The sequence below is a fragment of the Halorubrum sp. SD683 genome (assembly GCF_002135045.1).
Lineage (GTDB): Archaea > Halobacteriota > Halobacteria > Halobacteriales > Haloferacaceae > Halorubrum > Halorubrum ezzemoulense.
In genome coordinates this window covers 1-20,869 of sequence record NZ_NEWJ01000005.1, presented here as the reverse complement: position 1 = coordinate 20,869, position 20,869 = coordinate 1, and the positions used below count along the sequence as shown (strand labels likewise).

Below are 20,869 nucleotides of genomic sequence, written 5' to 3'. Positions count from 1 at the left end.
CGGTCGCGAACCGCGAAAAAAGGCTCCTCGCGGCGCTACGCCGGCGCCGCCTCGTACACGACGTTCACCGAGACGCTCACGCTCACGTCGCCGCTCTCGACGGCGGTCGCGGCCCCGGCGTCGCCGCCCGCGGCCGACTCGTACGTCTGGGCGACGTACGGCCGCGACTGCGACCGCCCGGTCGACACCTCGTAGACCCCCGAGACCTCGAGCCCGCTCGCGTCGGCGAGCGCGGCGGCGTCGGCGTCGGCGTTCGACATTGCCTGCGCGATCGCCTCCTCGCGGACCTCCCGCTCGGTCTCCTCGCTCAGCCCGAACTCGATCCGCTGGACCTCGTCCGCGCCGGCGTCGATCGCGACGTCGATCACCTCGCCGACCGCGTCGACGTCGTCGAGTTCGATCGCGTACTGGTGGACGCCCTGGTACCGCGTCCGGTTCGGGTCGTCGCGGGTCTCGTAGCTCTCCTGTACGTCGTACCGCTCCGTCCGAATCGCGTCGTCGCTGAGGCCCCACTCGGTCAGCGCCGCCCGGAGATCCTCCTCGCCCGCGGCAAGTTCGTCGCGCACGGCCGCGGCGTCCGACCCGGTCGCGGTGACCGCGACGCGGAGGGTGGCGCGGTCGGGCGCCGAGGTCGCCTCGCCCGTCGCCGTCACCTCGATGTTCCGTTCCAGTTGCGCCTCGTCGCCGTCCGTCGGGGTCGCGGTGCCCGCGAACCCCGCACAGCCGGCCAACGCGACGAGGGCCGCGATGCCAACGATCGCTGTCAGTCGCCTGTTCATACGCGCTTAGTCGGTCCGAAAGCACGTATAAACCGCAGATAACGCAAAGAGTCGTTTTCGTCACCGTCCGTCGTCGCCGTCGCGCTCGCCGGCCGCGTCCTCGGTGATCTCCTCGTCCGCGTCGTCGTGGTCCGCGATGAACGCGTCGTCGCTCGCGCCTCCGGAGTCGCCCGCGTCCGCGTCGTCGGAGTCGCCGTCGCCCTGCGAGCTGGTACCCTCGATACCGCCGTCACCGCGGTCCGCGGCGGACTGCACGTCCGTCCCTTCGGAGCGGTTCGACTCGCGCTCGACGCCGCCGGTCACGGTTGCGGCGCGGCGGCCGGAGCCGAACAGCCGCTCGCGCAGCGACCGGCTGCTGGGCCGCTCTGTGAGGAGCACCGAGGCGTCGACCTCGTGGATGACGTCGAGGTGGAGCGAGTTGGAGACGAGCCGCGAGAGCAGCCCCTTCTCCGTGGCCCCGATGATGACCAGCGTCTTTCCGGCGGCCGCCCGACAGATGCCGTCCTCCACGTCGCCGCCGTCGTCGACGACGAGCTCCGCGTCGTCGAGGTCGTGTTCCGCCGCCCAGTTCGCGAGGAACGCCTCGCCCCGTCCCCTGTTTCCGGGCCCGTCCACCACGTGAAGCAGCGTCACCTCGGCCCCGGTGGCGTCGGCGAGCACCTTCGCCACCTCCGCGCTGAGGTCGGAGTCGGGGCCGCCGGAGGTGGGGATGAGGATCCGCGAGGTGTCGAGATCGCGCTCGTTGAGGATGAGGAAGTCGCAGGGAAGCTGGTTGGTGAGCTCGTCGATCGGCCGCTCGGCGCGGGCGGCGCTCCAGAGCTGGTCGTCGCCCCACCCCATCAGCACCGCGTCCGGCCGGGTCCGCCGCGCCATGTTGAACACCTCCTCGAACGAGCGGTGCGAGACGACCGTGGAGGTCGACACCTCCACGTCGTAGTCGGCCGCGGTCGACCGGAGGTTCGCCATCCCCTCGCCGGAGACGTCCGCGATGCGCCGCCCGGCGTCCCCGGTGGACAGCGACATGCGCTCGGGCGCCTGAACGACGTGGACGATGTGGACGACGCCGTCGTCGTGGTCGCTCGCGAGCCGCGCCGCCAGGTCGACGATCGGGCCGTCGGTCCGGGGGTTCGTGATCGGTACCATGACCCGGTACCCCTCGCCCGCGAACAGCGTCGCCTCGGTGGCGTCCAATATCGGGACGTACGAGCGCCCGGCCGCGCGGCCGAACACCCACTCGGGGACCGTGAGGCGGCGGCTCACGCCCTCGAAACGCGCCTCTTCGAGGCGCTCCTCGCTGGTCTGGAAGTAGTTGACGAGCGTGACGAGGACGACCCCGCCGATGGTGTTCCCGAGCAGGACCGGGAGGACGAAGCCGACGAGCCCGGAGAAGAGGCTGATCTCCGCGCCGTACAGCGGGATGCCGTGCTGGAAGAACAGGTACAGCACCTCGGTGAAGGAGACGACCACGTGAAACAGGTCGCCGAGCGGGATCGCGAGGAACGCGAGGTAGACGACGAGCATCCGGCTGACGGAGTCGGTGGAGGCGAAGCCGACCCAGACGACGCCGGCGACGACGAGCCCCGCCATCGCGGCCTTGAAGAACAGCGGCACGAACGGGACGCCGAATCCCCCCTCGGAGATGTACCGCGCCGCGTCGACGGTGTCGCCCGTGAAGACGCCGCCGTACGAGAGGACGGCCGCGCCGATCCCGCCGCCGACGAAGTTGCCCGCGAGGACGATCGTCCAGTGCCGGAGGAGCGTGGGGAGGCTCGCGAGCCGCTCCAAGGTCAGGGCCACCGGCGGCAGGGTGTTCTCGGTGTACAGCTGGTACCCGCCGATGATGATGTAGATGAACCCGAGCGGGTAGAGGAGGACGCTCAGTATCGGGTGAGAGTCGGTCGCCGCGGTCAGCGACGCGTACAGCATGAACGTGATCGTGATAGCCAGCCCGGCGGCGAGCCCGCTGAAGAAGAGTTCGCGGCTCCCAGAGGTCACCTCCTCGTCCGCGGCCGCGATGATCCGCTGGAACACCTCGTCGGAGGAGAACCGGTCCCGGACGGCCTCGCCGACCGCGGGCGCGCCGCTCCGGGACCGCTCGACGACCTCTCGCATGGAATCGTCGTCGGATTGCGTGGGATCCGTCACTGGCCGAGCCCACGGAGGCCCGATAAAAAGCCCTTGCTCTTCCGATCACGCGGACGCGAACCGGCGGACCGCAGCGACGGGCGAAACGAGACGAGTTCAGGGGCGGTCGGGCGAAACGAGACGGACTTAGGGCGGTCGGGAGAACGAGACGGACTCAGGCGCGCTCGACGGTCACCGAGCGGACCTCGACCTCCACCTCGCCGCCGACGACCGACTCGATCCGGTCGTCGAGCGCGGGCGCGAGCCCCTCGACGGTGCCGCCGGGGGGCGTGCCGACCCGGATCACGACCCGGTCGGTCTCGAGCGGCGGGACGGTTCCCGTCCGCTCGACGGTCAGATCGAGGAGTTCGAACTCCGCGTCCAGCGCGGTCAACTCGTCGCTCGCGGCGGCGCGGATGTCGGCCTCGGTGGTCGAGGCGACGTACGACTCGTAGGTGACGCCGCCGAGGAACACCGACAGCAGCGCGATGGCGACCGCGAGGACGGCGGCGCGCTTGAGGAACGCGGCGCGTGCCTCGTCCTCCCGGAACCACCGCTGCGGGCGGTACCCCTCGTACCATAGCATCACGAGCGCCGAGAGGTTGATCGAGAGGACGTTCACCGCGACGATGACGCCCGCCCCGATCACGAGCCGCGGGATCCGAAAGGCGATTCCGATGCCGACCGCGGCCGCGGGCGGGATGAGCGCCACCGCGATCATCACGCCGACGAGCGTCGCGGAGACGCCGGTCATCAGCGAGACGATGCCCGCGATCCCGGCCCCGACCGCGACGACCAACACGAGGACGTTCGGCGCGAGTCGCTCCGACACCTCCGCGAGTTCGAGCGGGTCCAGCCCGGGCGGAACCAAGGCGAGCGAGCGCAGCGCGAACGCGAACGCCGTCGCCGCGATAACTGCGACCGCGACGCCGATCACCTGCATCCGCACTCCCCGCCGGAACAGCGCCTCGTCGTCGACGACGGTGCCGATCGCCGCCGACATCGCCGGCCCAATGAGCGGCGCGATCACCATCGAGCCGACCACGGTGGCGGGCGAGTCGAGCAGCAGCCCCGCCGTGGCGATCACCGACGAGATGACGGTCATCAGCACGTACGTGCCGAGCCCCGAGGCGAGGTCGTCCGCCTTCGCCTGGAGCTCCTCCCGCGAGATGCGGTCGCCGCTCCGCTCGGCGTCCGCCTCGTACTCTTCTTCGAGCGCCTCGAACCGGCGCGAGATGACCGTTTCGGCCGCGACGATCACGGTGTACGTGCTCTCGTCGATCCCCGCCTCCCGGAGTCGGTCGAGGACCGGCTCGACGGCGGCGGTCGGCAGCGGGAACGTCGCGACCGCGGTGTACTCCCGGCCGCTCGTCTCGTCGGTGACGACGTAGTCGACCCCCTCGTCGTCGAGCGCGCGGACGACAGCGGCCCGCTTGCCCGCCGGAATCATGACCTGAACGAGTCGCACGATCGGCGGTCGCGCCGACAGCCCTTATAAGATCGGCACGCAGCGGCCCGGCCGGGCCACGAGAAACGGAACTTTAATGCGCGAATCGCTCGCACCTCCGGACAAGAATGATCTCGCCGCTGGTCATCGACACGTTCCTGCTCGACTACCACCTCGGGCACGTCCTACTGTTCGGGCTCGTCGTCTCGCTTCTGGGCGTCGCGCCGCTGAAGTCCCAGAAAGCCCTCGCGTCGATCATGGCCGTGTTCGGAGTCATCTTCCTGATGGCCCCGTACACGACGATGCCGCCGACGTTCATCCTCCTCGGCATCCCGCTCGTCCTCGTCGGCACGCTGCTGTGGACGATGGCGCGCTGAGAACCGCGTCAACTGACCGTCGAGCGGCGCGCGCGGCCGAACTCTCTTCCTCTCAGCTCTCTCGACCCCCTAGACGGACTCGGTCGGCTCCCCCGCGGTTTCGACTTCTGTTCGATCCCGCTCCTTTTTGCCCCACCGGGGACACTCCCCGCCATGGTAACGGTACGGGCCCCCGCGACGAGCGCGAACTTGGGGAGCGGCTTCGACGTGTTCGGGGCGGCCCTCTCGCGGCCGGCCGACGTCGTCACCGTCGAGAAGGCGGCCGAGACGACGATCGAGGTCACCGGCGTCGGCGCGCAGTACATTCCGGAAGACCCCGACAAGAACACGGTCGGCGCCGTCGTCGAGGCCCTCGACGCCCCCGCGCGCATCCACATCGACAAGGGGGTGCGCCCGGCGTCGGGGCTCGGCTCCTCCGCCGCGAGCGCCGCGGGCGCGGCCGTGGCGCTCAACCGACTGTACGACAGGGGCCGCTCCCGGGAGGAGCTGGTCCCGATCGCCGCCGAGGGCGAGGCGGTGGTCTCCGGGGTCGCGCACGCGGACAACGTGGCGCCCTCGATCCTCGGCGGCTTCACCGTGACGACCGCCCAGGGCACGCACTCGGTCGACGCCGCGGTCCCCCTGGTCGTCTGTCTCCCCGACGTGGCGGTCTCGACCCGCGACGCACGCCGGGTCGTCCCCGAGACCGCCTCGATGGAGGACCTCGTGGAGACGGTCGGCAACGCGGCGACGCTCGCGGTCGGGATGTGTCGCTCCGACCCGGCCCTCGTCGGCCTCGGCATGACCGATCCGGTGGTCACGCCCGAGCGCGCGCGCCTGATCACCGGCTACGACGACGTGCGCGAACGCGCCTTCGACGCCGGCGCGACGGGCGTCACCGTCAGCGGCGCCGGTCCGGCGGTGATCGCGGCCTGCCGCGAGCGCGACCGCCGGGCCGTCGCGGCCGAGATGCTCGACGCCTTCGCCGGCGCCGGGATCGAGGCGCGCGCCTACCAGACCCGCATCGGCCGCGGTACGACCGTGCTGGACGAGTGAGCCCGGGCGGCCGTCCCGCTCGCAGCGGATCACGCGGTCGGCGCGTGGTCCGGCCGATAAGTCGACGGTGACGAGCCGCCGTCGATCGCGCCCTCTCGTCCGGCCCATCCCTCCCAACGGACACGCCGGACTGCGCGGCTCCGCCGCGACCGGACAAGCGTAAAGAGCCGCCGGCGAGAACTGGTGGTATGAACGACACCGCAGGGCTCCGGCTCACGGTGCGTGCCGCCGAGAAGCGGGACGCGGGCCGGGGCATCGCCAGGCTCCCCGAGTTGGCCCGCAAGCGGCTCGCCCTCCTCAGCGGCGACACGGTCGAGGTGCGCGGCGAGCGCACCGCCGTCGCGAAGGTGTGGCCGGGCGGTCCCGACGCCGCCGAGGGCTCCGTCCTCATCGACGCCGACACCCGTGCGAACGCCGGCGTGAAGGTCGGCGATACTGTCACGATCGCGGCCGTCGACGTCGCCGACGCCGACCGCGTGACGCTGGCCGCGCCCGGGCGGCTCGCCGAGGTGGACGTGAGCCGCGAGGTGGTCGAGCGGGCGCTCTCCCGCGAGCTCCGCGACCGCCCCGTCACCGAGGGCGAGGCCGTCCACGTCGAGCGACTGGGCGGGCTCCGGTTCGTGGTCGCTCGGACCGACCCGGCGGGCACCGTCCGGATCACGGCCTCGACGGACGTCTCCGTCGAGTACAAGGACGGCGCCGGGTCCGCCGGAGACCGCGCCGACGCGTCGGCCGCGCCGGGGAGCGACCGCGCCAGCGGGCCGGCGAACCCGGGGACCGAGACGCCCGGCGACGACGGCCGTCCGAAGGGCGGGTCGCCGCCCGAGGAACACACCGCAGGCGCGACCTACGAGGACATCGGCGGATTGGACGAGGAGCTGGAGCTGGTCCGGGAGACCATCGAGCTCCCGCTCTCCGAGCCGGAGGTGTTCACCCGGCTCGGCGTCGACCCGCCGAAGGGGGTCCTCCTCCACGGCCCGCCGGGGACGGGGAAGACGCTCATCGCCCGCGCCGTCGCCAACGAGGTCGACGCGACGTTCATCACCGTCGACGGCCCGGAGATCATGTCGAAGTACAAGGGCGAGTCGGAGGAGCGGCTCCGCGAGGTGTTCGAGCGCGCGAGCGACGACGCCCCCGCGATCGTTTTCTTCGACGAGATCGACTCGATCGCGGGCAAGCGCGACGACGGCGGCGACGTGGAGAACCGCGTCGTCGGCCAGCTGCTCTCGCTGATGGACGGGCTCGACGCCCGTGGCGACGTGATCGTCATCGGCGCGACGAACCGCGTCGACACCATCGACCCCGCCCTCCGGCGCGGCGGGCGGTTCGACCGCGAGATCGAGATCGGCGTGCCCGGCGAGTCGGGGCGGCGGCAGATCCTCGACGTCCACACGCGCCGGATGCCGCTCGCGGACGACGTGGACTTGGACCGGATCGCGGGCCGGACGCACGGGTTCGTCGGCGCCGACATCGAGGGGCTATCGCAGGAGGCGGCGATGACCGCGCTCCGTCGCGCCCGGGAGTCGGACTCGCGGGCGCTGAACGACGTGACCGTCACGAAGGCGGACTTCGAGGCGGCGCACGCCAACGTCGAGCCGAGCGCGATGCGCGAGTACGTCGCCGAGCAGCCGACCACAGACTTCGCGGACGTCGGCGGCCTCGACGACGCCAAGGGGGAGCTCGAACGCGCCGTGACGTGGCCGCTGTCGTACGGGCCGCTGTTCGACGCCGCCGGCGCCGACCCCCCGACCGGCGTCCTGCTGTACGGCCCGCCGGGCACCGGGAAGACGCTGCTCGCGCGCGCCATCGCCGGCGAGAGCGGCGTCAACTTCATCCAGGTCGCCGGGCCGGAGCTGCTCGACCGGTACGTCGGGGAGTCGGAGAAGGCGGTCCGCGAGCTGTTCGACCGCGCGCGGCAGGCGGCGCCCGCGATCGTCTTCTTCGACGAGATCGACGCGGTCGCGACCGACCGGGACGCGGCGGGCGGTGACGGCTCGGGCGTGGGCGAGCGGGTCGTCTCCCAGCTCCTGACGGAGCTCGACCGGGCCAGCGACAACCCGAACCTCGTCGTCCTCGCGGCCACCAACCGGCGGGACGCGCTCGACCCCGCGCTGCTCCGTCCCGGCCGGCTCGAGACGCACGTCGAGGTGCCGGAGCCGGACCGCGAGGCGCGCCGCAAGATCCTGGAGGTCCACACCCGCGGGAAGCCCCTCACGGACGAGGTCGACCTGGAGCGCGTCGCCGACGAGACGGAGGGGTTCTCCGGGGCCGAGATCGCCTCGCTGTCGCGGGCGGCGGCGATGCGCGCCATCGAGCGCGTCGCCGACGAGCACGGCGAGGCCGCAAACGACCACGCCGACGAGGTGGGTATCACCGGGGAAGACTTCGACGCGGCGCTCGAGTCCGTCCGGCCCGAGAGCGTCTGAGGGCGCCGAGGTCCCGCGGGCCGGTCCCGTCTCCGGTCAGTCGTCTCCGCTCGACTCGGCGGCCGCGCCGTCCTCCGTTCCCTTCTTTTCCACCTCTCTGCCCTCCGTTCCCCCGTCGTCGGACTCGCCGTGATCGTGTCCGCCGTGCGCGCCGGCGTCTCCGAGCGCGCCGGGACCGAACTCGTCGACCGGGGTGACGCTGTAATCGACCGTGAGCGTGTCTTTCGTCGCGCGGACCTTGCCCACGAACGTCGATATCTCCGCGAGCTCGCCCTCCAACACGAACAGCTCCATACAGTACTGCGAGCCCACGTGGCTGTGGAAGTTCGAGGCGACGATCCCCTCGTCCTCGTGGCGCAGGCGCATCATCCGCTCCTCGACGTTCGTCGTCTCGTAGTTAAAAAGCACCGTCACGACGGCCATGAGGTCGCGGTCTTCGAGCTTCGCGTCCTCGAACTCGCCGAGGAGGTTCCGGGAGGCCTCGCGGACGACCTCGCTGCGGCCGGTGTACCCGTGCTCGTCGGAGAAGTTGTCGATGCGCTCTAGCAGCTCCTCCGGCATGGACACGCTGACGACTGTCATATATTAAATCATACCGCGGAAGTTGTTAATCCTTGAGGTCCGGGCCGCCGCGTTCCGCTTCTCGCTCGGGTCGGTCGCCGCCTCCTCCGGTCCCCTCGCTGTCGCCGCCTGCGATCCGCTCGCCGAGCCACGCGTAGTGGTCGAGTAGGGCTGCCTCGCCCGCCTCGGTGAGCGCGTACACGTCCGCGATCCCCTCGGTGCGCCGGCGGAGGTGGCCGGCCTCGACGAGCGCCGAGAGCGTGCCGTAGAACGATCCCGGATCGATCCGCTCGTCGTAGTGCGATTCGAGCCGGCTCTTCAGCGACTGCGCGCGCAGCTCCCCGTGTTCGTACAGGAGCGCGCAGAGGTCGCGGCGGCGGCCGCTGTGGAACCACTTCGTCATGTGTCGCGAGTCGGCCCGCGGCGGCATAAATCGCTCACGACGCGTCGACAAGCTCGTCGAGCCGGCGCACGCGCCGGTCCCCGAGCACGCACCGCCCGCGCTCGTCGTGGCCGACGCGCTCGACGTGGACCGCGTCGAGGCCGGCGTTCCAGGCGGCCGCCACGTCGCTCTCGCCGTCGCCGACGTAGTAGCCGCGACCTCGGGTCGGATCGACGCCGAGGTCTCTCATCGCGGTCTCGATCGGGTCGGGGGACGGCTTCCACCCCGTCTCGTCGGTGCAGCAGACGACGGCGTCGAAGCGGTCGTCGAGGCCGACGCGGTCGAGGACTGGCTCGGCGAGGAACTCCTGACAGTGGGTGACGAGCCCCGTCGGCCCGCCGACCTCCTCGACGCGGTCGAGCAGCCGCGCGGCGTCGTCGTGGAGGTACGTCGCCTCCGCGCGGGCGACCGGGTCCTCGACGGAGTGAAACGCGGGCCAGAACGCCTCGGGGTCGACCCCCATCCCGCGGAGCGTCTCCGCGCGAGACCCGCCGAGACCGCTCCAGAGGACCCGCGCCTCCCGGTCCGAGAACTCGCGGCCCAGCCGGCCGCCAACGCGGTCGAACACCGCTCGGGTGTACTCCCACTCGGCGTCGACGAGGGTCCCGTCGAGGTCGAACAGGTGGAAGTCGTAATCGGTGACGGCCATATGGTATATCCGTACACCGGGGGCGGGCAAGTGCGTTGCGGGTGCGCGGGATCCCTGCTCACACCGACCGGAGCCGTCCGGGCGGCCGGCTTCCCCCCCTCGCGTCACCCCCGGACGTGGACCGACGAGCCGAGGTACTTGCGGAGGACCTCGTCGACCGAGTCGGCGTTGAAGCGGCCGAGGTCCGCGGCGATCGCGTCCGTCAGCGCGTCGCGGTACGCCTCGTCGGTGCGGAGTTCGCGGAAGTCGGCGGCGGCGACCTCGAGGCTCGCGGCGTCCGCCAGTCCGAGGCGCTCCGCGGCCAGCCGCCGGAACGACGGCTCGTCGCCGACCTCGCCGCGCCACAGCCGGTCGCGGAAGAACAGCCACCCGTCGGCACCGGGGTCGCTCGCGGGGAGTTCCATCGTCGTCTCGAACCGGCCCGGGTCGACGGCGGCGTCCGCGGGATCGAGTCGGACGGCGACGCGGAAGACGTAGGCGGCCTCCATGCGTCGACCGTCGCCGGACCGATTCATAAAGCTACATACCGTTCGGCGTCGTGGACCCCGTCATGTGGCAGCGTCTCCGCGGCCTCGCCGGGCGCGCGTACCGGCGGCACCTCCGCCGCGAGATCGACGACGTCCCCGACCACGTCGCCGTCATCCAGGACGGGAACCGTCGGTACGCCCGCGAGCAGGGCGACGACGCTCCCGAGGGACACCGCGCCGGCGCGGACACCACCGAACAGGTCCTCGACTGGTGCGCCGACCTCGGCGTCTCGGAGCTCACCCTCTACGCCTTCTCCACCGAGAACTTCGAGCGCCCGGACGAGGAGCTGGAACCCCTCTTCGACCTGCTCGAACGCAAGCTGCGCGAGTTCGCCGACGCCGACCGCGTCCACGATGATGGCGTCCGCGTCCGCGCCATCGGCGACGTGGCCCGGCTCCCGCCGCGCGTCCGCGACGCGGTCGAGTACGCGGAGCGGCGCACCGCCGGCAACGACCGGTTCACGCTCAACGTCGCGCTGGCGTACGGCGGCCGGACCGAACTGCTCGACGCCGCGCGCGCCATCGCCCGCGACGTAGACGCGGGCGAGATGGCTCCCGGGGACGTCGACGTCGAGACCGTCGAGTCGCGCCTGTACGACCGCCCGATCCGCGACGTTGACCTGATCGTCCGCACCGGCGGCGACGAGCGCACCTCGAACTTCCTCCCGTGGCACGCCAACGGCAACGAGGCCGCCGTCTACTTCTGTGCCCCCTACTGGCCTGAGTTCTCCGAGGTCGACTTCCTGCGCGCGATCCGCACCTACGAGTCGCGCGAGGAATCGTGGCAGCGCGCACGGGCCGAGCGCGCGGTCGCGTTGGTGCGCGCGCTCGCCGAGGTGGAGTTCGCCGAAGCCCGCGCCGCCGCCGCCAGGCTCCGCGAGCGGATCCCCCGGCTCGACGGCAGCGACCTCTCCGACGACGCGCTCGACATCGCCGACGGTGACTCGGCCGGCCCGGCCGACGGCGAGTCCGCCGGTCGGATCGACGGCGACGGGCCGGAGTCGACGGGAGCCGACTAGGCGGCGCCGGGCGCGACGCCGCCCTCGTTCCGCGTCAGTAGGTACAGCGCGAACGACGAGAGCCAGTGCGACCCCGCGTAGTCGTCGGTGAGCACGTCCGCGGCCCCGGCCTCCGCGTGGCGGCGCGCCGCGGCGTCGAGGGGCTCCCGGAGCCGGTCCGCGGCCGGGCCGTCCCGCCCGTCGAGCGCGTCGGCCACTCCGGCGAGACACCACGCCCGGGAGACGTTGAGCCCGATCAGGTGTATCGCGGCGCCGTCGCCCTCGTCGGGCTCCACGTCGACCGGCGAACACAGCGCGTCGTGCGGCGGCGCGGCGAGGTCCGGGAGAAAGTCGTCGAGCCACGACGCGAACGGGTCTGGGTCGAGGACGCGGCGCATGAGGTCCGCCTCGGTCCGCGCTGGCGAGACGAAGTCCCAACCGACCGGCTCCGCGCCGACGACCGCGGCGGTGTCGTCCGCGTAGAGGCGGCGCGCCGCAGCCGCGGCCTCGCGTTCGAGGTCGGCGTCGCCGACGACCCGCGCGTAGTCGAGCACGCCGGCGAGCGCGAACGCGGTGTTGCCGTGCGTACCGACGCGGTGAGCGCGGTCGATCCCGAGGAACGACTCTCGGACCCCCTCCCGGACCCGCCCTTCCAGCGGGCGGAGGGTCTCGCGCCACGCGTCGGCGCGCAGGTCGTCCCACAGGTCGAGTTCGGCGGCGAGCCGGAGCAGCCACGCCCAGCCGTACGGCTCCTCGAAGCCGGGGTTCTCGTCGAGGTACGCGACCTCGCTCGCGACGCTCTCGGGAGCCAGTCGCTCGTCGATCCCGGCAGCGACATCGGCCTCGTCCGGGTGGTGCGGGACGAGCCGCAGCGCGCGGACGAGCGCCCAGTGGCTGTGGACCGCCGAGTGCCAGTCGAAGCAGCCGTAGAAGACGGGGTGGTCTTCCGACGGGGGCGGCGGCGCCTCCGGCCCCTCGACGGCGCCCCGATAGTGGGGGTACTCGGTCTCGACACCGTCGAGCGGGTGGGCGGCGAGCGCGGTCGCGACCGCGTCGTCGAGCGCGTCCGCCCGCCCGGATCGGAGCGCGTCCGGCGACAGCTCCTCGAAGGCGTTCATGCCGGTCGGTCGGCGGGGCGCCTGTTCAATCGGTCGGTCGGGTGCGGACTGGTCGCACGCGGCTCGGGAGCGCGAGGGAACGACCCGCGCCGCGGCGCTCCGGCGGCCCGGTCACGCGGGGTTCTTCCGCGTCAGGTCGCTGCCGCAGATCGGACACCGCTCCTTGTTCTCGTCGAAGGTGCGGTTGCAGCCGACGCACTGGAAGCGCCACTCGCGCTCCTCGGTGATCCCATCGCGCTCGATGGGCTCGACCGGGAGGTCGAGCCGCTCGGCGACGTTCTGCATCGCGTAGTCGTCGGTGACGAGCGTCCCGTGAAGCTCCAGCGCGGTCGCGATGAGCCGGATGTCGGTGTCGGACAGCTCAGCGGCGTCGCCCGACCCCTTCGCGGCCCGGCGGACTCGGTCGACCGCCTCGGGCGCCGGGACGTGAACGGTCATCCCGGAGCCCTCCATCGCGTCGAACCGGAGCGCGACCTCGCCTGTCAGTTCGTCGTGGACCGCCGGGATGGAGACCACGTCCTCGTCGGTCGTGTACTCGTGGATGAACGCGGACGAGTCGAGGACCTGCATCAGCGGGCGACGACGATGTAGTCTTTCACCGCCTGTACGTTCGCGACCGGGACCCGGAGCCGCCCCATCTCGTCGACGTCGAAGTCGACGCGCTCGCTCCTGAGCTGCTCGTGCGGGCTGACGAGCAGGTGGTTCAGCTCGCCGGACTCGAGGTTCATCGTGATGTTGTACAGGTCCCCGAGCTCCGTGCCGTCGGCGCTCATCACCGCCTTCCCGGAGAGGTTCTCCGCGAGGATGTCGACCATACCCGCACGGTCCCGGGCGACGGTCTTAAACGCCACGGGCCGTCCGACGGGCGACCGACGCGGACGGGCTCGGCGCCGGGCGCTCGGTGACTGGGCACCGGTTTCGCCGCCGCGGATCACCGCGGCGTTTTGAAAGGCTTAACTGACGGCCGGAACGAATGGTGGCTATAACCTTCTCGGGGCGATCACATATGACCGACCACACACACGCGGACACCCTGCGAACCCCCATCGTCGCCGTGCTGGGTCACGTCGACCACGGCAAGACGAGCCTGCTCGACACGATCCGCGGCTCCGCCGTCAGCGAGGGCGAGGCCGGCGCGATCACCCAACACATCGGGGCGACGGACATCCCGCTCGACACCATCTCCGGCATGGCGGGCGAGCTGATCGACCCGTCCGACTTCGACCTCCCCGGCCTGCTGTTCATCGACACGCCGGGCCACCACTCCTTCTCGACGCTGCGCGCCCGCGGCGGCGCGCTCGCCGACATCGCGGTGCTCGTCGTCGACGTCAACGACGGCTTCCAGCCGCAGACGGAGGAGGCGATAGACATCCTCCGGCGGACGGGGACGCCGTTCGTCGTCGCGGCCAACAAGGCCGACACGACGCCGGGGTGGAACCCGCAGGACGGCGAACCGATCCAGAAGAGCATGGAGGCGCAGTCGGAGCGCGCGAAGTCCATGCTCGACGAGAACCTCTACGAGATTATCGGCCAGCTGTCCGACGCCGGCTTCTCCGCCGACCTCTACTGGCGCGTCCAGGACTTCCAGAAGAACATCGGCGTCGTCCCGCTCTCGGCGCTCACCGGCGAGGGCGTCCCGGACCTCCTGACAGTCCTCATGGGTCTCTCCCAGCGGTTCATGAAAGAGGAGATGGCGATCGACGTCACGGGGCCCGGCGAGGGGACGGTCCTCGAAGTGAAAGACGAGCGGGGGTTCGGCGCGACCGTCGACACCGTCGTCTACGACGGCGTGATCCGGAACGGCGACACCATCGTGGTCGGCGGACAGAACGAGCCGATCGTCACCGAGATCCGCGCGCTGCTCCGTCCGCGGCCGCTCGCGGAGATCCGCACCGAGAAGGAGTTCGAGAAGGTCGGCGAGATCGGCGCCGCGGCCGGCGTGAAGATCGCCGCGCCCGACCTCGACCAGGCGATGGCGGGCGCGCCGGTCCGGGTCGTCCGCGACCGCACCGCCGATCAGGTCATCGAGGAAGTGAAGGCCGAACTCGCCGAGATAGAGGTCGAGACCGCCGACAACGGTGTCGTCGTCAAGGCGGACACGCTCGGCTCGCTGGAGGCGATGGCGAACGCCCTCCGCGAGGCGGAGGTCCCGATCCTGCGCGCCGAGGTCGGCGACATCGCGCCGCGCGACATCGCGGTCGCCGAGACGGCGAACCAGGACGAACACAAGGCGATCCTCGGGTTCAACGTCGACCTCCTCAAGAACGCGGAGTCGGACTTAGAGAACGCGGACGTGAAGCTGTTCAAAAACGAGGTCATCTACCAGCTGGTCGAAGACTACGAGCGCTACGTCGAGGAGAAGCAGCGCGCGCAACAGGAGACGGTGCTGGACAAAGTGGTCCGCCCGGCCCGCTTCCGCATCCTCCCCGACCACACGTTCCGGCAGAACGACCCCGCGGTCGTCGGCGTCGAGATCATCTCCGGCACGCTCCAGAACAACCGCAACGTCGGCTACTTCGAGGGCAACGAGTTCGAGCGCGTCGGCGACCTCTCCGGGATCCAGAAACAGGGCGACGACGTCGACGAGGCCCGCGCCGGCGAGCGCGTCAGCATCGCTATCGACGGCCCGACCGTCGGCCGCGGCATCGAGGAGGGCGACACCCTCTGGACCGAGGTGCCAGAGAAGCACGCGAAGATCCTCGAACAGGAATTAAAAGAGGAGATCACCGCAGACGAGCGCGAGGCCCTCCAAGGCTACTTGGAGACGCGCCGGAAGCGCGACCCCTTCTGGGGGAAGTGACTCCGACAAGACTCTTGTAATCGGCGTCGCCACGTCTGCCTATGGTCTCCCGAGAGAACGCGGTCATCCTCCTGTTCATGGCGGCCGGCTTGGCGCTGGCGTACGGCGGTCGCGTCGCGACGGGCCTGAGCGACACCGTCCTGATCGGCGTGCTGATACTGGTCGGCGTCGTGGCGCCGCAGGCGGTGATTGGCTACCTCGACGCCGAGAACTCGGGGTGACGCGGCCCCGTCCCCTCCGAGCGCACCCGTCGATCGCGTGTCGCCGTTATGTGCGTCGAGCCCGTAACGGGGGTATGGAGACGACCGTGATCGAACACGACGGCGCGATGCTCGCGCGGCTGGAGGGCGACGACCGGGTGTTCGAGGTGCGCTTCGACGCGCTCGAACCGACCGACGTGACGCTGCGGTTCCGCCGCGACGGCGAGCGCGTCGGGAGCGTCTACAACGACGACGGCACGAAGCGAACGATGGCGCGCCTCACGACCGCTCGCGAGGGGACCGACTTCATCGGCGTCGAGGTGCCGAAGGAGTTCGTCGCCGAGGTCCTGGACACGGCGCTTGAAACGGGCCGCGTCACCGACGAGACCGCAGCCGAGGGGTATCGACTCCGGGTGCTCTGAGCCGACGCGCCGCGCCCCCGGAGTCAGGCGTACAACAGGATGATCACCGCGACGAACGCCAACTCGCCGCCGACGAGCAGCGCGGCCAACAGCCAGGCCTTGTAGGTCCACAGCCACTCGCGGGCGTCCGCGAACCGGCTCCCGCCGTCCGCCTCCGAAGCGGCGCGGTACGCGGCGTCGACCCGCCAGCCCGTCTCCGAGTCGTACGTCGCTGGCACGCGGGTGCCGACGAGCTCGTCGACGTCGAGCGGCGAAACGCCCGCGGCGTCCAGAAATCCGAGGAATTCCTCGGACTCCTGAAGCGATCCGTCGCGGGGCGCGTCGAACCGCTCGGTGTGCGTGGCGTCGCCGTGCGGCGGACGCATCTCGACGACCACTCGGTCGCCGACCGAGCGTACCCGAGTGACGATCAGCGCGTTCTCCTCGTCGTTAAGGTACGCCTCGCGGAGCCGGCGCTTCACCTCCTCGTCGACGCCGGCGTCGTCGAGGTCGTCGGGGAGGGTCTCGGAGTCGGGGAACGCGTCGGCGTCCGCGTTGTCAGCGCCTTCGCGGTCGGCGGTCGTCGAGACGCTCTCGTCACCGCCGGATCGGTCCGCCATCGACCCGGGATTGGCGACGCGCTCTGATAAGGTCACGGCCGCTCCCCGAACGCGATACGTGACTGTCGTCGCTACGAGCGACCCCCTGACCGAGCATAGCCAAGCCCCGGCCGCTCGGCGATGCGCGGTCACCGACCCGAGCACGACTGCCGAAGCCCCGGCCCCGCGCCTCACGCCTCCCCAGCCTCGTCGCTGGCGCCGCCGGCGCCAGCGACTCCCTCGCGCGTGCGGCTCGGCCGCGAGGCGGCCTCGCAGGCACGCGCCACCGCACCTCGACTGTCAGCCGCTCACTGGAGCCGGTAGCGTAAGATCGCGGCGATACCGCCGAGGTTGGCGAGCTGCTCGCCCGGCGCGAACTCCGAAGAGAAGACGACCACGTCGCCGCCCTGCTGCTCGACCGACTCGATCACCGCGTTCACGTCGATCTCCCAGTCGCCGTCCCCCTGCCGCTCCGTGCGGAGGCGCTCGTCGACGACGAGCAGCGTCTCGACCGCGCCGAACTCGGCGGCCTCGGCGGTGTCGTCCGGGCCGTACGTCGCCTTCTCGCCCGTCGCGATGTTCTCGGTCAGCTCGTCGATGAGGCTCGCCTCCTTCGAGATGCGGGTCTCCTTCTGGACCTCGTCGACCGCGCCGCGCTTGAGCACCTCGTGGACGCCGCGGTCGCCGACGGCGGCGGTGTCGACGGTGGTGATCCGGTCGGAGAGGTCGCGGAACTCCTCGTCGACGTAGTCGCGGGCGTCGTTCTTCGTGAAGCCGGGCCCGGCCAAGATTACGGCGTCGGCGTCGAGGTGCGCGAGCGCCTCGCCGAGTTCCGCGAACAGCTCCTCGCGGGGGCGAGAGAACTCGCCTTTGCCGGTCGGCTTCGTGAACGAGGCGTACTCCTCCGTGCCGTACTGCTGGACTGTGTGGACGTACGCCGCGCCCTCTTCCACGGTCGCGATGGCCACGTCGGGGTTCTCCGCGGCCTCGGTGGCCTCCTCCAACCGCTCCGTCTGGTCGGGCTTGAAGTGCTTCTCGACGGTTATCTCGTCGTGCTCCTCGACGTTGAGCGTGTGGTGGGCGTTGAGCTGGTCCTCCCGCGAGCAGCCGACGATGACGCCCGAGACGCGGAGGCGGTTGGCGAACCGCGCGAACTCCACGTCCTCCACCTGAAGGGTGACGAAGATGTGTTCGCGCTGCCCGCCGGTGTCCCGCATCTGGTCGTCGTTCCGCTGGATACGTCTGGTGGTGTCGCCCTCGACGAGGTCCCCGGGTTCGAGGACGTGCGCGAGGTGCCAGAGGTCGTCCACGTTCTCGGGGACCAGCGTGAGCCGTTCCCGGCCCTCTTCGCCGTACCCCCGCTCGGAGATGCGCATGTCCGAGCGTTCGCTCGGGACCGTATCAACTCTTGTCTTCCGCGTCGGAGAGCCGCGGCCCCCACACGAAGCCGCCGTCCGGGCCGGCGGCGTCGGGCTCGTCGGCGTCCGTCCCGTCCGGTTCGGCGGCGTCCGCGTTGACCTCCGCGGTCGCGTCGGCCGGGTCGTCTCCGCCCTCGATCGGCACGGTTCGACCGGTCTGGACCGCGGCCGGCGGCTCGCTCCGCATCGGCCGCCCGCCGTCGCCGGACACGGCGGGAACCGACGGGGCGTCGCGTTCGCGGCCGACCTCGGCAGCCGCTGTGCCGCCCCGAGCCGCCACCTTGCCGCGAGTCTCCGTGCCGCCCCGAGCCGTCGCGTTGCCGCGAGTTATCGCGTCGCCGCGGGTCGCCGCGTCACCACGAGCCGTCACATCACCGTGCGTCGCACCCGTTTCGCGGAGCGCTCGGCCACCGGCGTCCGTGGCGATGTGAGCCTCCGTAACGCCCGGCTCCGTCCGGCTGTCGGGGCCACCCGCCATGGCGGCGGCCGCGCCCCGCCCGTAGAGTCCGTGTGCGACGACGCGGACGAGGAAGGCGAGCGCGACGCCGACGACCAGCGGCGCCGTCGGCGCCGCGACGGCGTACCCGACGGCGAGCGCCCCGGCGGCGAGCGTCCACCCGGTGGCGTACGGGCCCGTCGCGGCGATATCGGCCACCGTCTGCGGACTCAACCCGTCCCTGAGCCGGCCGGAGGCGGCGAACGCGGCGAGCGCCGCCGGGCGGACGTACGCGAACGCGAGGAGGTACGCCCCGACGAGGGCGGCGACGACGCCGACGGCCGCGACCGCGACGACCGCCGGCCCGCCCGGCCCGAGCGCCGACTCGACCGCCGTCGCTGTCGCCGCCGGGTCGACCGGCCCCTCGATGAGGGCCGCGACGACGCCTCCGGCGACCGCGAGCCCCCCCGCGAGCGGCGCGAGCAGCGCCGCGGACAGCAGCACCGACTTGACGCCGTCTCTGACCAACTCCCCCCACGCGACCAGCGAGGGCGTGCCCGTCGCCTCACCGGTCTGGATCGCGCTTCGAGTCACCCGGACGAAGTACCCCCGCGCGACGAGCCACGGCGCGAGCGCGACCGGCGCCGCCGCGGCGACCGCCGGGCTGACGAAGAGGACGCCGACGAGCCACGCCGGCGTCAGCACCCACGCCAGCAGGGTCACGGCGCCGCCGACGAGGACGACGCCCGCGGTGTCGTCGGTTTGGGTCAGCGCCGTCGCGGCCGCGGTGAGCATGTGACTACACACAGGAGCGGGAGCAGCATAAATGGTCTCCGGCCCGAGCGTTTATACCACTCCACGGGTTACACCAAGTTGGCCGCGCGGGACAATCGTGTGCCTCTGACAACCTATCTGCGGCCGCCACTCGGCGGTCGTCCCCCGCCCGCGGCTTTCGTCTGACCGTACCATCCCAGCGGCGGCGCCGCCGGCGTGTGCCGGTACCGATTTATCCCGTCCCGCCGACGGATCGGGTATGACCGGCGACGAGCGGACGGCCGACGTGGAGCCGGCGCTCCGCAGCTACGGCGTCAGCGTCGAATCGATCGACGGGGGCGACCCGCTGGAGCTGACGTACATGACCGCCTTCCCCGGCCGCGAGGTCCACCGCGGCGAGATCGGGCGCGCGCTCAACGCGCTCATCGACCGCGCGGAGGCCGACGAGTGGGACCCCGTCCGCGTCGAGGGCACGGTCGTGCGGTCTCCCGGCGATGTCCTCGGGACGTGGCACGCCGAGGCGGAGTGGTTCGAGGCGCTCGCGCGCTACGAGATCTCCGAGACGGAGTTCTCGGCCCGTGTGCTCGACACGCTGAACGAGACCGAGGCGGAGGGCGAACCCCCGGGCGCGTCCGGCGGACCGGACGCGTCCGAGGCGGATCCGGAGGGCGACCGGTGACCCGCCGACACCCCGTCAACCGAGCGCAGCGCCGCCTCGCGCGCCCGGCCCGAGAGCGGTTCGCCACCCGGGCGGTCGCGTTCGACGCCGACGGCGCGACCTGTCGCGGGACGCTGTACCTGCCCGGCGGCGACGCCGACGACCCGCCGATCGTCGTGATGGCGCCCGGGCTCGGCGCGGAGCGCACCTTCGGTTACCCGGCCGTCGCGGAGCGGTTCGCCGACGCGGGCTACGCCGCCCTCCTCTTCGATCACCCGGAGTTCGGCGAGTCGGACGGCGACTCGCAGACGGTCGACCTCGCCCGCCAGCGCGCGGCGTACGAGGCCGCGATCGACCGCGCGGGCCGCCTCGACGACGCGGGCGACGACCTCGTGTTGTGGGGCGCGTCGCTGTCGGCCGCGCACGTCCTGACGCTCGCCGCGGAGCGCCGGGACGTCGACGCGGTCGTGGGCCTCGTCCCGATGCTCGACGGGCGCGCGATCGCCCGCCGACGCGGCGGGCGGTACCTGCTCCGCTCCGGCATCGCAGGGCTCCGCGACCTCGTCGGGCACCGGGTCGGCCGCGGTCGCACCGTCCCCATCGTCGGCGGGACGGACGAGCGCGCGGCGATCACGGAGCCGGGGACGAAGCGGAAGTACCTCGACCTCGTCGACCGCGAGTCGGCGTGGCGCAACGAGACCCCCGCCCGGTCGCTGCTCGGGCTCGTCGGCTACCGCCCCGTGACGCGACTCGACGAGGTCGACGCGCCGACGCTGCTGCTCGCGGGGACCGACGACAACATCGTTGACGCCGAGTCGGTCGCGGACGCCGGCGAGCGGCTCTCGCGCGGAACCGTCGTCACCATGCCCGCCGACCACTTCTCGGTGCTCGGCGACGACTTCGAGGGCGCGATCGGGCACCAGCTCTCCTTCCTGCGCGACGCGCTGGAGTAGGTCGCCGCGGGAGAGGCGAACTCGGGCGTCGTCGCCCGCGCGACCGCTTAAGTGAGTCCGCGGCGCATCCCCGCCCATGACAGCCATCGCGATGCTGAGCGTCGCCCCGGTGGTCGAGGAGAGCATGGCCGAGGAGGTGGCGGCCGC

22 protein-coding genes and 1 pseudogene are annotated in these 20,869 nt (G+C 71.8%); 10 read left to right on the top strand and 13 right to left on the bottom strand.

The annotated features are described in order from the left end of the window. Window positions 1-35: 35 nt before the first annotated feature. The 3 genes from B9G49_RS03030 to B9G49_RS03020 form a co-directional block, all read right to left on the bottom strand. Window positions 36-779 carry an SIMPL domain-containing protein gene (locus B9G49_RS03030; protein WP_086215369.1) on the bottom strand — a complete coding sequence of 248 codons (744 nt, stop codon included), beginning with the start codon at window positions 777-779 and terminating at the stop codon, window positions 36-38. Between the two features lie 60 nt (window positions 780-839). After that, window positions 840-2,924 carry a formate/nitrite transporter family protein gene (locus B9G49_RS03025; protein ID WP_049930869.1) on the bottom strand — a complete coding sequence of 695 codons (2,085 nt, stop codon included), beginning with the start codon at window positions 2,922-2,924 and terminating at the stop codon, window positions 840-842. Between the two features lie 154 nt (window positions 2,925-3,078). Continuing rightward, window positions 3,079-4,353: a TIGR00341 family protein gene (locus B9G49_RS03020; protein WP_049931052.1), complete on the bottom strand. Its 1,275-nt coding sequence runs from the start codon at window positions 4,351-4,353 to the stop codon at window positions 3,079-3,081. Between the two features lie 125 nt (window positions 4,354-4,478). Here B9G49_RS03020 and B9G49_RS03015 point away from each other — a divergent pair, with 125 nt between their 5' ends. The 3 genes from B9G49_RS03015 to B9G49_RS03005 all read left to right on the top strand — a co-directional run bounded on the left by B9G49_RS03015 (window position 4,479) and on the right by B9G49_RS03005 (window position 8,188). After that, the gene (locus tag B9G49_RS03015) at window positions 4,479-4,727 is read left to right on the top strand and encodes a hypothetical protein (protein WP_049930871.1); all 249 of its coding nucleotides are present in this window, start codon (window positions 4,479-4,481) and stop codon (window positions 4,725-4,727) included. Window positions 4,728-4,880: 153 nt separating this feature from the next. Continuing rightward, window positions 4,881-5,762, top strand: coding sequence for a homoserine kinase (locus B9G49_RS03010; protein WP_049930873.1), 882 nt, complete (start codon window positions 4,881-4,883; stop codon window positions 5,760-5,762). A 188-nt stretch (window positions 5,763-5,950) separates the two neighbouring features. After that, the gene (locus tag B9G49_RS03005; protein ID WP_086215368.1) at window positions 5,951-8,188 is read left to right on the top strand and encodes an AAA family ATPase; all 2,238 of its coding nucleotides are present in this window, start codon (window positions 5,951-5,953) and stop codon (window positions 8,186-8,188) included. 36 nt (window positions 8,189-8,224) lie between these two features. Here the strand turns inward: B9G49_RS03005 and B9G49_RS03000 are convergent, their stop codons facing one another. The 4 genes from B9G49_RS03000 to lwrS form a co-directional block, all read right to left on the bottom strand. Next, window positions 8,225-8,770 (bottom strand): CopG family ribbon-helix-helix protein, encoded by a 546-nt coding sequence (locus tag B9G49_RS03000; protein WP_233125148.1) that lies wholly within the window; start codon window positions 8,768-8,770, stop codon window positions 8,225-8,227. 25 nt (window positions 8,771-8,795) lie between these two features. After that, the gene (locus B9G49_RS02995) at window positions 8,796-9,152 is read right to left on the bottom strand and encodes a helix-turn-helix transcriptional regulator (RefSeq protein WP_049930878.1); all 357 of its coding nucleotides are present in this window, start codon (window positions 9,150-9,152) and stop codon (window positions 8,796-8,798) included. Between the two features lie 34 nt (window positions 9,153-9,186). Further along, window positions 9,187-9,840 (bottom strand): HAD family hydrolase, encoded by a 654-nt coding sequence (locus tag B9G49_RS02990; RefSeq protein WP_086215367.1) that lies wholly within the window; start codon window positions 9,838-9,840, stop codon window positions 9,187-9,189. Window positions 9,841-9,944: 104 nt separating this feature from the next. Next, on the bottom strand, window positions 9,945-10,328 hold the full coding sequence (lwrS, locus tag B9G49_RS02985; protein ID WP_086215366.1) for an LWR-salt protein: 384 nt from the start codon (window positions 10,326-10,328) through the stop codon (window positions 9,945-9,947). 62 nt (window positions 10,329-10,390) lie between these two features. Between lwrS and uppS the strand changes: the two genes are divergently transcribed. Continuing rightward, window positions 10,391-11,386 (top strand): polyprenyl diphosphate synthase, encoded by a 996-nt coding sequence (uppS, locus tag B9G49_RS02980; protein ID WP_086215402.1) that lies wholly within the window; start codon window positions 10,391-10,393, stop codon window positions 11,384-11,386. On the opposite strand, the gene B9G49_RS02975 is transcribed toward uppS, so the two are convergent. The 3 genes from B9G49_RS02975 to B9G49_RS02965 form a co-directional block, all read right to left on the bottom strand. Further along, window positions 11,383-12,483: a DUF2891 domain-containing protein gene (locus tag B9G49_RS02975; protein WP_086215365.1), complete on the bottom strand. Its 1,101-nt coding sequence runs from the start codon at window positions 12,481-12,483 to the stop codon at window positions 11,383-11,385. The two genes, uppS and B9G49_RS02975, sit on opposite strands and share 4 nt — an antisense overlap. A gap of 111 nt (window positions 12,484-12,594) precedes the next feature. Further along, on the bottom strand, window positions 12,595-13,053 hold the full coding sequence (locus B9G49_RS02970) for an NOB1 family endonuclease (protein ID WP_049930887.1): 459 nt from the start codon (window positions 13,051-13,053) through the stop codon (window positions 12,595-12,597). Next, window positions 13,053-13,298 carry a PRC-barrel domain-containing protein gene (locus B9G49_RS02965; protein ID WP_049930889.1) on the bottom strand — a complete coding sequence of 82 codons (246 nt, stop codon included), beginning with the start codon at window positions 13,296-13,298 and terminating at the stop codon, window positions 13,053-13,055. Before B9G49_RS02965 ends, B9G49_RS02970 begins: the two co-directional genes overlap by 1 nt. A gap of 191 nt (window positions 13,299-13,489) precedes the next feature. Between B9G49_RS02965 and infB the strand changes: the two genes are divergently transcribed. The 3 genes from infB (at window position 13,490) to B9G49_RS02950 (ending at window position 15,905) form a co-directional block, all read left to right on the top strand. Beyond that, window positions 13,490-15,283: a translation initiation factor IF-2 gene (gene infB, locus B9G49_RS02960; protein WP_049930890.1), complete on the top strand. Its 1,794-nt coding sequence runs from the start codon at window positions 13,490-13,492 to the stop codon at window positions 15,281-15,283. A gap of 41 nt (window positions 15,284-15,324) precedes the next feature. Next, entirely contained in the window at window positions 15,325-15,504 is a 180-nt protein-coding gene (locus B9G49_RS02955) for a hypothetical protein (RefSeq protein WP_049930893.1), read from the top strand. Between the two features lie 74 nt (window positions 15,505-15,578). Then, window positions 15,579-15,905, top strand: coding sequence for a hypothetical protein (locus tag B9G49_RS02950; RefSeq protein WP_007345153.1), 327 nt, complete (start codon window positions 15,579-15,581; stop codon window positions 15,903-15,905). 23 nt (window positions 15,906-15,928) lie between these two features. On the opposite strand, the gene B9G49_RS02945 is transcribed toward B9G49_RS02950, so the two are convergent. The 3 genes from B9G49_RS02945 to B9G49_RS02935 form a co-directional block, all read right to left on the bottom strand. Continuing rightward, entirely contained in the window at window positions 15,929-16,504 is a 576-nt protein-coding gene (locus B9G49_RS02945) for a hypothetical protein (RefSeq protein ID WP_049930897.1), read from the bottom strand. A gap of 287 nt (window positions 16,505-16,791) precedes the next feature. Next, entirely contained in the window at window positions 16,792-17,859 is a 1,068-nt protein-coding gene (locus B9G49_RS02940) for an mRNA surveillance protein pelota (RefSeq protein ID WP_086215364.1), read from the bottom strand. Between the two features lie 25 nt (window positions 17,860-17,884). Continuing rightward, a complete protein-coding gene (locus B9G49_RS02935) occupies window positions 17,885-19,132 on the bottom strand; it encodes a DUF4013 domain-containing protein (protein ID WP_086215363.1) in 1,248 nt (415 codons plus the stop codon). 238 nt (window positions 19,133-19,370) lie between these two features. On the opposite strand from B9G49_RS02935, the gene B9G49_RS02930 reads away from it, so the two are divergent. The 3 genes and pseudogenes from B9G49_RS02930 to B9G49_RS17230 form a co-directional block, all read left to right on the top strand. Next, the gene (locus tag B9G49_RS02930) at window positions 19,371-19,790 is read left to right on the top strand and encodes a hypothetical protein (RefSeq protein WP_086215362.1); all 420 of its coding nucleotides are present in this window, start codon (window positions 19,371-19,373) and stop codon (window positions 19,788-19,790) included. Further along, on the top strand, window positions 19,787-20,722 hold the full coding sequence (locus B9G49_RS02925) for an alpha/beta hydrolase (protein ID WP_049930905.1): 936 nt from the start codon (window positions 19,787-19,789) through the stop codon (window positions 20,720-20,722). Before B9G49_RS02930 ends, B9G49_RS02925 begins: the two co-directional genes overlap by 4 nt. Window positions 20,723-20,798: 76 nt before the next feature. Beyond that, window positions 20,799-20,869: pseudogene (locus B9G49_RS17230) on the top strand (thiamine-binding protein); the annotation flags it as partial.